The sequence below is a fragment of the Sphingobacterium sp. BS-2 genome (assembly GCF_046161205.1).
GTDB lineage: Bacteria > Bacteroidota > Bacteroidia > Sphingobacteriales > Sphingobacteriaceae > Sphingobacterium > Sphingobacterium mizutaii.
The window spans coordinates 60,484-75,959 of record NZ_JBIXGO010000007.1; the positions used below are offsets into that span (position 1 = coordinate 60,484).

The following is a 15,476-nucleotide window of genomic DNA, read 5'->3' on the forward strand; positions in this document are numbered from 1 at the left end:
CAAGGAATTTATTATTCCTTTAATTTTGTTAATAACAACATCACATTAACTCCTTTGCATAAATACATACAATTAGGATAGAATGAAAAATGCCCAACCGTATGGCTGGGCATTTTATTTTATAGGAGTTTTGGATTTTATTTATCCAAATCTCTTAACCAGGTTTGAACTTCTTCACGAGTTTTTCCCGTTTTCTTCTGAAGTTTACCATAAAGTTCGTCTTCTTTACCTTCAACATACAATAAATCGTCATCCGTTAGATCTGCATATTGTTGCTTTACTTTTCCTTTTAAAATATTCCATCTTCCTTTTAAATCTAATGAATCCATTTGCTTTTAATTTTAAGTGAATTAATAAATATGTGTGTATAATAGGAACAATGGTAAACCTAAATAGTTTGATTTTTTATCAAATCAATATTAATATTGCAAAAACCAATTGACTTTTATTTTGTTTTTATTACATGGATTTAAACAGAACATTTGAATATCATCATCAAGGACACGAGATTCATTTCAGCGTGAATTATGATCCTAAGACCCATTCATTCAATGTGGTTGAGGACGATAATATCAATTATATCCTGTCCTATAACCCCGCCACACGTGAATGGACAAGTACCGAAGACCCTGGGCCTAGTATTTCAGTGGATAAATTGGCACAATTGGTCCAAAAAAGTTTTGGGGTATTTGTTTAACAAAAAGAAATTTTAATTAGTTTTTCTTAGAAATGCAGGTTTAACGTCTGCATTTTTTTATTAAAAAAACAGCTCCAAAAAAATTTCGGAGCTGTCTATTATTTAGACATTTTACCTATTTCTGCCTTAAGGTAAGCTGTCCATACTATTTCTTCAAAATGCCTTTGCGAGCTTATTTATCGGTAGTATTCATAGAGTGAACAGGCGAGAAAGGAAATAGTTCATTCTTCTTTAAATAGATTTGGGTTCGACGGTTATCGATCCAGGACGAGATTCCGCTCAGGGTACGGGATTGCCCAACGGCATTTGAACCAGGATGGAAAGGATTAGAGGATTGACCAAGATTTGGGAATGAACTATAATTGATAATATCTGATTTCCAACATTAAAACTTATAGTGCACATATCACCCTGTAAGGGTGAAATTATTTTAGCAAAGATTTTTCAGCTGTATTACCCCTTTAGGGGGTTGGATTGGTATTAGGTCAATAAACTATCGGAATCCAGATTGAACCCCTAAAGGGGTAATCCTTCAATTCTATCATTTTCTAAAATAATTAAACCCTTAATGGGGTTTTCCAAGGTGTTAAAAAAATATTACCCTTATCACCCTGAAGGGGTGAAATTATTTTAGCAAAGATTTAGTAAGCTGTTTTACCCCTTTAGGGGTTGAATTGGTATTAGGTCAATAAACTATCGGAATCCAGATTGAACCCCTAAAGGGGTAATCCTTCAATTCTATCATTTTCTAAAATAATTAAACCCTTAATGGGTTTTCCAAGGTGTTAAAAAAATATTACCCTTATCACCCTGAAGGGGTGAAATTATTTTAGCAAAGATTTAGTAAGCTGTATTACCCCTCTAGGGGGTTGGATTGGTATTAGGTCAATAAACTATCGGAATCCAGATTGAACCCCTAAAGGGGTAATCCTTCAATTCTATCATTTTCTAAAATAATTAAACCCCTAATGGGGTTTTCCAAGGTGTTAAAAAAATATTACCCTTATCACCCTGAAGGGGTGAAATTATTTTAGCAAAGATTTAGTAAGCTGTATTACCCCTTTGGGGGTTGGATTGGCAATAGACCGATAAACATCAGAAACTTCCCCCTCTCCCTAACTCAAAAAACCTTCCTTTTAGACCACCTAATACCCCCCCCGACAGGTAAAATTCAAATAGCTACCTGAACTTTAAATTAGACTTAAAAATAAATCTATCAACTATTGTTTACGACTAACAAATAAGTAATTCAATTTAATTACTTTTGTTGGAGTTAACCGAAATATGAAAAAAATCTACTATCTAGCTATTTTGCTGGGCTTACTGATGGCGTGCAAAAAGGACTCAGATCCTACGTCTCAAAATTCGATAAGCCAGCAAGTAAAACCAATTAAACTAGAAGCCATTGTCCCTGAAAGCCAAGGTGTTTCTGGAATGAAGTTCATGGGTAGGGTTTTGCACCTCAATGAGGAAAAAATCATTGAACATGGTTTTTTATTACAAGAGCAAGATCCCTTTAATCCGGGCCTTCCCATACGCTTAAAAATTGACAAAAAGATCCAAATTGGAACCAATGAGCTATTGTATGCCAACATCCCTAAAACAGGTGTTAACTACACAGCCAAATACTATATCAAAACGGATAAACTGGAATATCTATCAGGAGGGGTAACTTTCCGTTATGTCCCTGTAAAACTAGAACCTTTTGCTGAACGAAGTGTCCATCAAGGTGATGTAATCAGTATCAATGGTGATTTTTCTAAGATTGATGATTCTTATTATGTATTAGGTTTGACCCTTGACCCTATAGCATATGAGATAAGTACAGATAAGAAAACCCTGAGATTTACCATTGACGGACGCTTCAACCACGGTGATGAACCAATTTTCACTTTAGTAAAAAACAACACTATGCCTATTTATCTAGGGCGCGTCAATGTCTTAGCTAAATTGTTGCCATTAGATAACTTCATGGTAAATTATAGGGAAATGATAACCTTTGGTGCTTTAGGTTTCAAATATGATAGTAAAAAACCATTCGAGATTATAGTAGGCTCTAATTCCTTTAGTTTAAAAACAGGTACACAGTCGTATGTCTCAGACCTAGTCAAGAACCTAAAGGGCAATAGTTTCAAATTTGGTTATTATGACGGAATCGATACGGTCTATTTTCCAACTCCATTAAAGTTAGATCCCCCAAATGTTAATGATGTATTCTTTAGAGAAAAAGTGACCCATCCAAATTCATCGCTACGTCTTAGTGTATATGGTCTGAACCAGAAAATGCCATTAGAAAAGTCCAAAATAACCCTTGGCAACTATCCCGCCATCGCAACAGCAAATTGGAATGGAGAGGATTGGTTGACGGTCAGCGACATCCCGGAAGGCAATTTTGGATTAAAATTCGTCAGTGACTATTTTACCTATGCTCCTACCGACAAAATCACGATCAGAAAACTAAACGTGGGATCATTTTCTCCTAAAGAATTAGTATCGACAAACTATGTCACCATTACCGGGAACTTTATCGATGGCAAGACCTATCGGATTTACAGCAATATTGGTATGTCTCCGAGTTCTCCTGCAGCCAATGGCAGTATCAATGTATACTTGGATGAGAGTTTAGCTGACAAATTTGAGATCAAAAAGGTGGGATATTATGACGATATCCTTAAAAAGGAAACGCTGGTAGATGTTTCATTTTCAGTGCAATATGGTCCCATTACCTATTCCCATTTTAGTCCCTCAACGGGAAATTATAATACCAAGATCACCTTATATGGTGAAGGGATAAGCCGAGGGATGATCTTCTTTGATGGTAAATGGATGCCTGCTGATGAAGTCGGTTTAAACCAGGTCAGTTTCTATCCTTACATGGTTACCCTTCCCGGAAAGTACAAAATTGCGGTTTTCCATAAAAACAAATGGTTGACCGTGGACCAAACATTTGAGTTTAAATAAGCCATGACAATGAATATGACACAAAAGGATTTAAGGACATTTCTTTACTTAAGCTTGATTTCCGTGGGTCTGTCCTTCTGCGCAGGCTGCTCGAAATCTTCTGGTAACCCAGAGGTTGAAAAGGGAAATAAAGAATATATCATCTATACTACTGGATTTTCAAACCTTAGCTTAAATGAGGTTAAACTTACAGGAAAGATCGAAACTCCTGGTGATGAAGCCATTTTGGATCATGGCTTCATCGTACAATTCAGTAATCAGGATGGGGAAAAAATGCCGGAGGAGACCATTAGTCTTGGAAAGACCACAAAAACTGGAGAAATTACCGCGCTTTTCAAACCAAAAAAGATCTTTGAGCAAGGAGTTTCTTATTCCTACCTCTTGTATGTGCGCACAGAGAAGAATTTTTACAAAAGCAACCCCTATGAGTTCATGTTAGGGAATCTAAATGCCGTTGCAGAAGAGAAATTCTCCTATGGATCAGATACCATCAAAATAAATGGAAATTTTGAAGGACTCGCGGACCATTATAGGTTAGCGGTCCGCGGAGCTATGGAGATTTTCAGTCTTCCCTTTACGGTGAGTCCTGATAAAAAATCAATCAGTTTTATCCTTAGGGCCAGCAGTGATGTTTATAATTCGGACCAGGTTCAAGTGAGTTTAGTTAGAAAAAATGAGAATCCAAGAAGATTTGAACTTAACCTAGCAAAGATCAGTTATTTCTCTCGGCTAAAATTCACCAAAAAGGATTATGACTATTCCGACTTCCTGGATTTTTCGGTTGCCAACCTTGCAGATAGTTACTATACCATACCGAATTTGTACATTTTGATCAATGGAAAAAAATTCCCTTATCAAAAAGGATTAAGGTTCCATGATTTGCCAGATTTTTCCGAAGGAACTTTCAAAATAGGCTATATGAACGGAAAAGATTCTGTTTATTTTCCAGAGCCCTTTTCCTTAGTCCAACCGGCAAAAGATCTAGTACTGAAATCGAATTTCCCTAGGGTACATCCTTTTTCCTACATCCAGTATGATGCAATTGAACTTTCACGATTCTTTTGGTCTGAAGTAAGTGGCACAGTGGGGGGCCAAGAAGCAAATGTGGGCTATGATTATCGCACGGGATTGCTGACCGTTTCCCCAGGCGATTTAGTCGATGGCGATTATGAGCTGAAGGTCTTTAATCGATTCCATAGTTATCTATCCCCAAAGAAAGTTAAGGTAGAAAAGTTAAAGATTACCTCCCCAACCTCAGTGACTGGTTATGCAGGTGATACATTGACGCTGAAAGGCAATTTTATTGATGGTATGCAGTACTTCATGGTTGATAAGAACGATTTTCAAGTAGGGATGGCCAATGCCCAAGAAGGGGTTTTAAACTTTGTGCTAAACTTATATTTTAAGCCTGAAGATACTTTTCAAATTGGTTATTACACACCTACAGCTGTGTTTTATAAAACCGAACAGGTTATTAACTATAAATCCCTGGGATATACATTTGACAAATTTTATCCTAACAAAGGCACTACGGGCGATATCCTAACGGTAGAAGGCAAAGGCATAGGCTTAGTAGGCACCGTATTTCTAGGAGATCAAATGATCAATGCCATAAAAATCAACAACAATAAGGTTAGCTTTTCAATTCCTAGACTTCCGGGAAAAGGAAAAATGAAAGTTGGCTTTTCTATAGGAACCGATCTCTATCAAAGCACAGATTATTTTGAATATTATTAGGTTTTACTCCAAAAAGCCTGTCATTATCTTGGGATTATTCTTGAGTCTAATGACAGCATGTTCCAAAACTTCTGTAATAGATCCAAATACGGAATCGGCAATTAGTTTGAGTACGGATGTGGTCACTATCCTGGCTAGCAATCAGATCAAAATGGTTGGTGAAATCAAAAAGCTCAATTCGGAGCCTATCCAAGAAATAGGTTTTGTGCTCTATGATCTGGACCTCGATCCTACGAACCCGAAAGAAATCAAAATAGATAAGCCTTCTACTAAAGAAGGTAAAAAAGAATATACTTACACCGCCAGCAATCCATTTGTAATCGGCAAAAAATATGCGTATTGCTTTTATGTGCGAACCAACAAAGCATTTTATAAAGGGAATCAAGTTGAGTTTATGGTGGATCAGATCAAAACAGATCCCGAAAAAGAGACAAAGGCTGTCGCAGGAACCTATATGAGTTTGGAAGGAGATTTTAGCCAAATGGATAAAGACAGCTATATTACCTTAGCTGGCAAGGAATTGGGAAAACTGCCCTTTGAAGTCGCAAAGGATAAAAAATCCATTAAGATCTTGGCGCCAATCCAAATGGTTAATCATGATGATGTTATAGACATTATTTTAAATAGAAAAGATCCAAATGGGAACAACTATTTTTCAAGGACAATAGGAAAAATGAAGATCATAGCTCGTATCCATCCACCGAAAAGCTATGAGATTTACTATAACCAAGCCCTTCCCATTACTGGAGATGCGCTTCCATATCAGAAGAGTAGTTTAAATATCATCATCAATGGCAAAAAATTGCCCTATTACTATGGAATAACCATAGGAGAATTTGGACCAATTAATCAATCTAGTCTAAAATGGTCAATAGATGATGGTGTTAAAGTAACTGATTTTCCAGAACCTCTTCAGCTTATAGCTCCAAAACCTGAAGATTTATCTTTAGGTCCAGTTCAGATTCATCCAGATCAATCAGTTGATATTTTTGGAATAGAGTTTAATAAATATTTCGGAAATACTCTCCAAAAAGTTAAGATAGGATCTAAGGAGTTTGGATACTATATGAGTTATCCATCCTATCTTAGCATTTCCGTCCAAGACCTTCCTTATGGAAAACATACTGTAAGTTTACAATCATCATTATTTAATGTGACTTTAAATCAGCAATTAGAGCTACTTCCTTTTAATATTTCCTCTATTTCACCAAGTGAAATCTATCCAAATGAAGAGTTGCAGATTAATGGAAACTTCATTAAAGGAATGGAATATTCAGTAACCTTTAATGACTTCTTCCAAACTTCAGCAATTGCGGAGTCCAATTCAGAAATCATTTATAAGGTTCCCTTCCTGATTGGGAATAACTATGAGGTAAAATTAATGTATAATGGCAAAGCAATTAATGATCAGACCCAAAAATCATTTCGATTAAAGTTGCTCAACCCCATCATTACGAGCTTAAGTGCAAAGCAGGTCAATCCTGGAGATGTTTTGATCCTTAAAGGCAGAGGTTTAGAAAAAGTCGATTATATATTCTTTGAAAACTACGCTGTAGTTACTGAAAGGACCTCTAATGAGGAATTAAAAGTGAAAATGCCATTAATGCTTTTGCCAGGGAAATATAAGATTTATCTCAATGGTAATAACTCCTCAGAAAGTATTCTAAGTAACCAAGTAATAGAAATATTGTAAAATGAAAAAATCATATTTCAGCAGCCTATTTGCTCCGATTTTTGGATTGATTTTCTTGAATCTATTGCTTTCTTGCAGTAAAAAAGAAGAGGTTAAACCCGATAATAAACCGATAAAAATAGATGTTTTTCAGGCAGGTAATGTATCGGCCACTAAGGTGACCTTAAATGCCGAGCTTTTATATCTGAACGATGAGAAAGTATTGGACCATGGTTTTATCATTTTGGATAAAAACTCCAGCAACCCAATCAAAATATCCTTGGGTGCAAAAGTTAAAACTGGATTGATAAAACATGATTATCAACCAACAAAAGCTTTCCCATTAAATGAGCCCTTATATTTTAAATTTTATCTCATCACGGAGAAGCAAGAATATTTGACCAAACCATCGCTAATTAGGGTAAGGGATTTTTGGATAGATCAAGAAGACGGGATTAGGGTGACCTTAGGTGATACACTAGTATTGACCGGAAATTTTAAACAAATCACCGACAAGAACAAGGTATATGCGCATTTAAACCAACCCAATCTGGAATTGATCAATGTCCCTATCCTCAAGATTGAAGAAAAAAAACTGATCCTAAAAATCCCTGATAATTTAGGCTTGAATGGCTATCCCGTTCAGCTTTACATCAGCAACGACCAACCAAGCCAAGCCTATGGCGATGAACTAGGCCTCATCATTGTAAATATCTTAGGAAGGATAGATTTTTTGGCGGATAAACCCATTTATTTTGGAGATGGATTAAAATTGAAAACATTTGGTTTAACTTCTTATTATGGAGATTTCCCGATTATTGTTGGAAATACCAGCACCTCATATTATAATGAAACAGCTAATCTGGAGGACATTCAATATACAGGTGAAAAACTGAGACTTGGTTATTTCAATGGTTATGACACTATTTTTTCAAGTCAGAAACTCGAATTGATCAAACCAACTCCGGCAGCTCTATACTTGGAACAAGAGCATTTCCACCCAGGCAATAATTTTTTTATTACCTCCAGCTTGCTAAATAGGTTATATGGCAATAAAGAATTAAAGATCAAGCTTGCTGGTCAAATATATCAAAGCTATTTATATCAAAACTCAATCAGTACTTCCTTTACCATTCCCAATCTCAAAGCAGGATCTTATGATGTAGAAATAGTATCAAGTATGTTCCCGACAGTCAAATTAAACAATAAGCTGACCGTAAAGCCAATTTCAGCCAAAATCAGCAGCATGGCTCCTTATTACTTTGACGAAAATGTAGAATTCACGGGGAATTTTGTTGACGGTATCAGGTACTTTGCAAAAATGGATCAATATGAGATGGAAATCGAGTCCGTAAAAAACGGAAAAGGATATCTGAATTTACCCTCTGGGTTGTTTGGCAATCAAAAAATCCATATTGGTTTAGATGTTCCAAACTCAGGCCTCAGCTTCCAAGAAGAGCCATTAAACATTAATATATTAGGTGCAGAAATTGAAAGTGTATCTCCACTTTCTGCCTACGCTGGAGATATCATTACGATTAAAGGTAGAGGCTTAACCTCGATGGGTTTTGAAGTTTTCATCGCTGAAAATCAATGTAAAGTAGTATCCTACAATGCAAATGAAATAAAATTCATGGCTCCAGCGTTACAGCGAAAAGGCAAATATCCTGTTGAATTAATTTTCTTTTACAACTTTTCAAGAATTAAATCAACGGAATTGCTAGAATTGAAATAAGGTTTTATTAAAAAAGATAAAATTTTTTAAAGTAAAAACTCTTTTGATTCGTCTTTGTCTGTATGGACGAGGCACAGCTAGAACGTATGTCGGAAAAAAACGCCAAATCTTTCTCGGAGGTCGTCAAGGAATATGGCGGACAGTTGCTGCGCTTTGTTAAGGCGCGGGTGAAAAAGACTGCCGATGCCGAGGACATCTTGCAGGAGGTTTGGTATCAATTTTCTAGGGTTACAAATATTGAAGACTTGGGTAATGCTGGGGCTTGGCTATATTCTGTTACCCGCAATAAAATCACAGATAGTTATCGAAAAAAGAAAGATGAGTCGCTCGACGAGCTTACTGAAGCTGCCGATGAGGACTCCTTCCCTATTGCCCATCTCTTAGTGGCCGACGAAACGGACAATCCAGAACTCAAGATGTTCAAGGATATCTTTTGGGACGAATTGATGAAGGCATTGGAGGAATTGCCAGAAAAACAAAGAAAAGTCTATATCCTGAACGAAATCGAAGAAATGACCCTACAGGAAATAGCAAACCTTGAAAATGAAAACCTAAAGACCATTATCAGCCGCAAAAGCTATGCAGTGAAGCACCTGAGATTAAGGTTGCGAGGTTTATACAATGAATTAAAATCTTAAAAAATATTAGCGATGAATAGCTCATTCAATACAAAAAGAAAAGGGAAAAAGATCTTTATTGGGATAGCAATGCTGATCTTATTCTTCTTGGTCATTGGATTACTCCAATTTTTATGGAACAAGCTTATGCCAGAGATATTCGGTTTGAAAACCATCGATTATTGGCAGGCACTCGGACTGTTCGTTCTTTCAAAACTCCTATTTGGCCGAGGTTTTGGAAGACCGGGCGGTGGTTTCGGGCGCAAAATGAGGCAAAGAGAATTGGATCGATCGGACCTTAGTGAGGAGGAAAAGGAAAGGTTGCGTGAGGAATGGAAGCGCCGATTTGATTCAAAATGTGGATTTTAAGGTAGTCTACATGGAAATTGAAAATTTTTCAAAATAATTTAAGGTAAAAGGATGGGTTCCTGCGTCTACTACATCAAAGGCCTTTAAATAGAACAAAATAAAAAAAACATGAAAAATAAATTTCAATCCATAATTCCAAGATTACTAGTAGCAACTGTGCTAGTTGGCATTGCGACCCTGTTGATCGGAACAATCTTTAAAGTACTGTTGGTAACTACCATCTTGTTTTCTATCGGAACTCTGATCTACTCCAAAATAAGCAGACGTCGACATCATTCCGAATACAACGATTATATGCCAGCTTTTGAGAGGGTTCCAGAACGTAAATATATTATGGCAAACCCACAGGCTATCGTTCCTATTCAATATGCGAACAAAGCAAATAAACCCACTATTGTCCCTATTTACTAATTCATAAAAAAAATAAAAAAATGTTCAGAAGAGAAACATATAACCAAGACGCAGAAGCACAACGAAATTTTTGCAGAAGCAATTTTAAGAGAAAATTTGACCGGTTCCAAAGTCAGTTTTTCAATGATGGCAATCCTTTTAACAGAGGCCAGAAATCAAATATCCCAGTCAATATTGCAGAGAATGATGAACTATACCAAGTTCAAGTATTTGCGGCAGGGAGAAAGAAAGAACAATTCCAGGTGAATATTACCGATCAGGTCCTGACCATCTCTTGTAAAGCAGCAGAATTGGAATCTGGTTTGAAATATATTTACCAAGAACAGCACTTGGGCGAATTTGAAAGGGCTTTTCAATTGCAGGATGAGATATTGCTTGATAATGTACAAGCCAGTTTTGAGGACGGTATCTTAACGGTAATCCTTCAGAAAGATCCTTCCAAAATAAAACAGGCACAGGAAGTTCAGGTCTCCTAGTAGACTTGAGAAAACATAGGACCATAGAAAGAGCAACCTGATGAGGTTGCTCTTTCCTTTGTATAAAAAATTATCCTTGTGAAATCGCTGAAGAAAGGATTATGATCCAAAGAAGTATCGCTCCACATCTTTCGATCCATTCAATCTTTCAAAACCAGTTTCATGGATATTGTGATAGCAATTAAATATCAGGCCAGTACCCGAGAAAGAACGTAGATTATAGATATGGTCATCGATCATATAGTCTGCTTTGATGATGCCCTTATTGCCACAAAATACCACTTGATGCCAAGTAATAAATGGGAAATGTTCTTGCAGCCAATCGAATTTTTCCACGAGGCTCCAAGGGAATTCCATGGCAGCGGAGACGATATAGATGTCAAAATTATCATTTAGTCGTTTTACTACCTCTTGGGCATCGGGATTGAGTGGTAGAGTCCGAAAGAAATCAGGTTTTTCCAAATATCGGTAAACAGCATCTGGATCCTCAAAACATTCAGCTTCCGGTTTTCCTTGAATCTCGGCTTCAGTGATCCGGATTCCTGTTTCCTGGAAATGATAAGCTAAATAATGCGCCATGTTATTGGCCAAGACCCCATCCATATCGATGGCAATAGTTTTACGTGTCGACATATTGGAAGATATGAAATTATTTGATACCGAAAAATCATCTAATTGATATTTTCGATCAATCTTTCTTTATCAGGAGGTTCGAGAATTACCTTATTATTACAAAAGAACCTTAAATAATTACGGACTTTGAAATTGGAAGTGGTTCCCCATTCATTAAAAATTTTACAGGCATCCTCCTTCCTATTTAACATGAGATAACAAATCCCTAAGGTTCGTAGGCAATCATCAAAATAAAAATATTGTCTTCGATTAACGGGAAGCTGGATCGCTTTTTCCAAATAGGGTAATGCCTCCTCATATTTACCATTATGGTAAAGTTCATCACCTTTTTGAAACGATGACATTGCATCTTTGACCTCTTGACTTACATCCTTTTTACCGAAGGTTGAATATTGAATTCTTTGAACGACCAAAACATTCTCCTTGAGATCGTTAAAGTAAAATTCTTTAATCTTATTCAAAGCTTTCCTTAACTCAGTTTCCAGTTTTAGATCAATTGGGTTTAGAAAAACGACATCCCTGATTACATTATTCGTATCCAGTACAAATTCAATCTCACAAAAGAATTCCGATTTTGATCTCTTTTTTAGTTCATTGGAATAAAATTCCATACTGCTTGCGAAATCCATATTGCTGGTAAACCTCACCTTATTAAAAGCATCTTCAAGGAGTAATTTCTGACCGTTTCTTTCCACATATTTTGGTTGAAACTCAGGATATGTTTTTATGAAAATGGAATCTCTTAGAAAATAAAAGATATGGTCTGGATCACCACGTTCTTGTACAACAAGGTAGTCCCCATCAAAAGAATAAAAAAGAGTCCTGTTAAGCATTTCAATATTCCTGAGATCATCATATACTGCCTTAAATGCCGTATTGTTAATTTTTATCTGATCTTTTGATATTTCATAAATGGTCTCATTGGAAAACATGGGTGAATGGATATCAGAAATTAACTGATCGGCATCTGTGATAAAATCAAGTACCCAACGCCCGATCAGTCGATTCTCTTGGGCATTGATCGGTTGGAAAAACAAGCAAAACAGAAAGAAAAGCAGAAAGGACTTGCTAGGGAACATGTTTGGAATGCCTCCAAAATATTTGCAGTTCATAATAATTGATTAAGAGTAGTTGAAAGTAAAGATATTTCCCAAGAATTCGAAATGGTTCAGCCCCTAAACTGAACTGTCATTAAACAGCGGTTATTTATTAATAGAAACTTAACGAAGTTAAGTATTTGTGATAACATTTTCTTAATATTTCAACCATAATTTTATGTTTTAAAGATCAAAGCAAATTAACCTCATGAAACGTATCCTAAAACTCTACCATCAAAACAGGTATTTTTATAATTGTTTTTTAACCTGGTACTTTTTTTTGAGTTGCATTGTATTTTCAATTCCGAAACAAGATTCCTTTTTATTTATTAACAGCAAGCACTCTTTGTTTTTCGACTACTTTTTCACTGTTATTACCCAATTTGGGGATGGCATATTTGTGATCGCTTTAGCATTGATCTGTTTCTTTTTATGGTCCCGAAGGTTAGCTGTAGCAATCGCGGCTACTTATATAGGATCTGGATTGATCTGTTCACTATTGAAAAGAACCTTTCATACACATAGACCAGGTTTCAGTTTACATGATGACCCAAACTTTCACTCTTTGTCCTGGATGCCTATGTCTTATCATAATGCTTTTCCTTCGGGTCATACCACTTCTGCCTTTGCCTTAGCAACCTGCATTGCCCTTTATTCAAGGAATAGGAGTCTATCTATCCTAGCATTCCTTTTAGCCTGCCTGACAGGTTATTCAAGGGTATACTTAGGACAGCATTATCTTGATGATGTTTGGTTTGGTTCCATGCTTGGTATCGGTTTCTCCTGTCTTTACGCTTTACTGGTTTCCTATTATTCTGAAAACCGTTTTACCTTATCAAACCTGCCCAGCAATTTTAAAATATAATCTATGCTAAAGCTTCTTTTGAGCGCTGTTAAATTCGGAGCGGTAGGCCTCTTGGGTATGGCCATTGATTTCTTTTTTACTTGGCTCTGCAAAGAAAAACTTAAGATCAACAAATTTATAGCTAATGCGATTGGTTTTTCCATGGCGGTCATCAATAATTACATCTTGAATCGTATCTGGACCTTTTCGAGCAAAAACCCACAGATATTTGAACAATTCCTTTATTTTCTAGGTATCAGTAGCATAGGACTAGCCCTCAATAGTAGTTTCCTGTATCTTTTCCATAACAAATTCAAATTGAATTTCTATTTCAGCAAGCTCCTAGCCATAGCTATCGTTTTTTTATGGAATTTCTCCGCTAACCTCCTCTTTACTTTCAACAATGGAAAATGATTATAGGATCAAACTTAGGTGGTTAATCGTTGTTAGCACCTTAATGCGTTGCTTATTTGCGATCTTCATTGAATTAGGAAATGATGAAGTCTATTATTTCAGCTATGCGCAACATCTAGATTGGAACCATTTTGACCATCCTCCAATGGTTGGCTTATTGATACGATTTTTTACGCTTAACCTGCATTGGGTCAATGATTTCTCCATGCGATTTGGAGCAATAATGATGGCTGGCTTCAATACTTGGTTAATTGCCGGAATTGCAAGACAATTAATGAGTGAAAGAGCGGGATTGATTGCCGCCGTGCTGTATACAGCCTCGATTTATGCCAGTATTATTTCTGGATTATTTATTTTGCCAGACTCCATAGCCAATACATTTTGGATAGCCGCCCTATATAGTATGACCGCGATTGTAAGCAGTATAGATGTCCATAGACAAAGCAATCAGCTCCTGTTATTAGGATTATGGATAGGTCTGGCCTGTTTGAGTAAGGTACATTCCATATTTTTAGGCTTTGGGTTTATCTCCTATATCCTCCTTTTTCAAAGACAATTACTTAAAAATAGAGCACTTTATCTTAGCATACTGATCTTTATGGTCTGTGTGCTTCCTATCTGGCTCTGGAATGAAGAGAATGATTTTATCACTTGGAAGTTCCATAGTCAACGGGTTAGCATATTGGAATCTGGAATTCGTTGGGATTATTTTGCACAGGCTTTTTTCGGTCAAATATTTTATAACAATCCGCTTTTAGTTTATATGTATGTTTTTGTTCTTTTCTCACTGATCAAGCAAAAGTTTAAGATAAAAGGCGTATCCAAAAACATCGTATATCTCTTATTATTCACTTCTATCCCTATTATTCTTGCTACTACAGGAATTTCTTTTTTCAGACCGACTTTGCCACATTGGAGCGGGCCGGGGTTCTTTGGAATCATGATCATAAGCAGTTTGTGGATTGATCAACAGTTGGAACTCGACAAGATACCGAGGATAAGGAAATTACTGAATTTCCAACTTAGTTTTACCTTGATTATTATAATCCTAGGCATCCTTCTCATTAGATATTATCCTGGAAATCTATTTTCTGTTTCCAGTAAGGAGCAATTAGGAAAAGGTGATGTCACTTTGGATATGATTGGCTGGAAAGATTTAAAGAACCAATTTGAAGCATTGAGGGCAGAAGATATTGGCAAGGGTGAAATGTCCACGGAGGATGCTTTACTTGTTGATAAATGGTATCCAGCAGGACACCTCTATTTTTATTTGGCAAGACCAATGGAAATCAGAATGATAGCTGAAGGTAAACTTACAGACATCCATAAATATGCTTGGATTAACCTTACTGTAAACCCGATTAAAAAGGGTGAAAATGCATATTTCATTGTACCATCAAATAATTTCATTTCTGTAGAGAATTTATATTCCAATCTCTTTACGGAAATAAAATTAAGGAAGGTCTTAAATCAGGAACGGAGCCATACCGTGATCAGACAATGGTACATTTACCAATTGAAATCTGCAAAAGAAATAATAGGCAATCAACATCCACTATCTTATCTGGAATAAAAAAGGTTGCCATAAATGACAACCTTTGGTTTAAAATATAAAGATATAATTGTTTAAAAGATATACCTCCAAGAGTTGATAATAGTCATAGGGACATAGAGCAAGGTCAATAACAACGCTGTTACGAGATCAGGTTGCTCTAGTTTCTTGTACCTTGCATAGGAGAACAAAATTAAACAGATCAATAGAAAACCTATTCCAATAAAAAAAGACCAGGTATTTCCAGCAAGGTTATTTAGG

General features: G+C 36.3%; 15 protein-coding genes. 12 read left to right on the forward strand and 3 right to left on the reverse strand.

The features are described from left to right. Nucleotides 1-137: 137 nt before the first annotated feature. A complete protein-coding gene (locus tag ACK2WI_RS01240; RefSeq protein ID WP_093097249.1) occupies nt 138-329 on the reverse strand; it encodes a CsbD family protein in 192 nt (63 codons plus the stop codon). Between the two features lie 134 nt (nt 330-463). Here ACK2WI_RS01240 and ACK2WI_RS01245 point away from each other — a divergent pair, with 134 nt between their 5' ends. The 9 genes from ACK2WI_RS01245 (at nt 464) to ACK2WI_RS01285 (ending at nt 10,675) form a co-directional block, all read left to right on the forward strand. After that, nucleotides 464-697, forward strand: coding sequence for a hypothetical protein (locus ACK2WI_RS01245; protein WP_409149424.1), 234 nt, complete (start codon nt 464-466; stop codon nt 695-697). Nucleotides 698-1,981: 1,284 nt separating this feature from the next. Next, nucleotides 1,982-3,658 carry a hypothetical protein gene (locus ACK2WI_RS01250; protein ID WP_409149426.1) on the forward strand — a complete coding sequence of 559 codons (1,677 nt, stop codon included), beginning with the start codon at nt 1,982-1,984 and terminating at the stop codon, nt 3,656-3,658. A gap of 9 nt (nt 3,659-3,667) precedes the next feature. Beyond that, a complete protein-coding gene (locus ACK2WI_RS01255) occupies nt 3,668-5,395 on the forward strand; it encodes an IPT/TIG domain-containing protein (RefSeq protein ID WP_409149428.1) in 1,728 nt (575 codons plus the stop codon). 49 nt (nt 5,396-5,444) lie between these two features. Then, nucleotides 5,445-7,088: a hypothetical protein gene (locus ACK2WI_RS01260; RefSeq protein ID WP_409149430.1), complete on the forward strand. Its 1,644-nt coding sequence runs from the start codon at nt 5,445-5,447 to the stop codon at nt 7,086-7,088. Between the two features lies 1 nt (nt 7,089). Continuing rightward, the gene (locus ACK2WI_RS01265) at nt 7,090-8,802 is read left to right on the forward strand and encodes an IPT/TIG domain-containing protein (RefSeq protein WP_409149432.1); all 1,713 of its coding nucleotides are present in this window, start codon (nt 7,090-7,092) and stop codon (nt 8,800-8,802) included. An 86-nt stretch (nt 8,803-8,888) separates the two neighbouring features. Further along, nucleotides 8,889-9,440 (forward strand): RNA polymerase sigma factor, encoded by a 552-nt coding sequence (locus tag ACK2WI_RS01270; RefSeq protein WP_093097809.1) that lies wholly within the window; start codon nt 8,889-8,891, stop codon nt 9,438-9,440. Nucleotides 9,441-9,452: 12 nt separating this feature from the next. After that, the gene (locus tag ACK2WI_RS01275; RefSeq protein WP_409149434.1) at nt 9,453-9,788 is read left to right on the forward strand and encodes a hypothetical protein; all 336 of its coding nucleotides are present in this window, start codon (nt 9,453-9,455) and stop codon (nt 9,786-9,788) included. A gap of 108 nt (nt 9,789-9,896) precedes the next feature. Then, nucleotides 9,897-10,199, forward strand: coding sequence for a hypothetical protein (locus ACK2WI_RS01280; RefSeq protein WP_093097269.1), 303 nt, complete (start codon nt 9,897-9,899; stop codon nt 10,197-10,199). Between the two features lie 20 nt (nt 10,200-10,219). After that, nucleotides 10,220-10,675, forward strand: coding sequence for an Hsp20/alpha crystallin family protein (locus ACK2WI_RS01285; protein WP_409149436.1), 456 nt, complete (start codon nt 10,220-10,222; stop codon nt 10,673-10,675). A gap of 99 nt (nt 10,676-10,774) precedes the next feature. Here the strand turns inward: ACK2WI_RS01285 and ACK2WI_RS01290 are convergent, their stop codons facing one another. Beyond that, nucleotides 10,775-11,308, reverse strand: a complete 534-nt coding sequence (locus ACK2WI_RS01290; protein ID WP_409149438.1) for a 5' nucleotidase, NT5C type — start codon at nt 11,306-11,308, stop codon at nt 10,775-10,777. Nucleotides 11,309-11,346: 38 nt separating this feature from the next. After that, the gene (locus ACK2WI_RS01295) at nt 11,347-12,420 is read right to left on the reverse strand and encodes a tetratricopeptide repeat protein (RefSeq protein WP_409149440.1); all 1,074 of its coding nucleotides are present in this window, start codon (nt 12,418-12,420) and stop codon (nt 11,347-11,349) included. A gap of 265 nt (nt 12,421-12,685) precedes the next feature. Between ACK2WI_RS01295 and ACK2WI_RS01300 the strand changes: the two genes are divergently transcribed. From ACK2WI_RS01300 to ACK2WI_RS01310, 3 genes are read left to right on the forward strand one after another with little or no spacing between them, the layout of a single operon-like run. Continuing rightward, nucleotides 12,686-13,270: a phosphatase PAP2 family protein gene (locus ACK2WI_RS01300; RefSeq protein ID WP_409149442.1), complete on the forward strand. Its 585-nt coding sequence runs from the start codon at nt 12,686-12,688 to the stop codon at nt 13,268-13,270. Between the two features lie 3 nt (nt 13,271-13,273). Then, entirely contained in the window at nt 13,274-13,663 is a 390-nt protein-coding gene (locus ACK2WI_RS01305) for a GtrA family protein (protein WP_313368707.1), read from the forward strand. Continuing rightward, complete coding sequence (locus ACK2WI_RS01310; RefSeq protein ID WP_409149444.1) at nt 13,653-15,236, forward strand: glycosyltransferase family 39 protein; 1,584 nt, start codon at nt 13,653-13,655, stop codon at nt 15,234-15,236. Before ACK2WI_RS01305 ends, ACK2WI_RS01310 begins: the two co-directional genes overlap by 11 nt. The last annotated feature ends 240 nt before the right edge of the window (nt 15,237-15,476 follow it).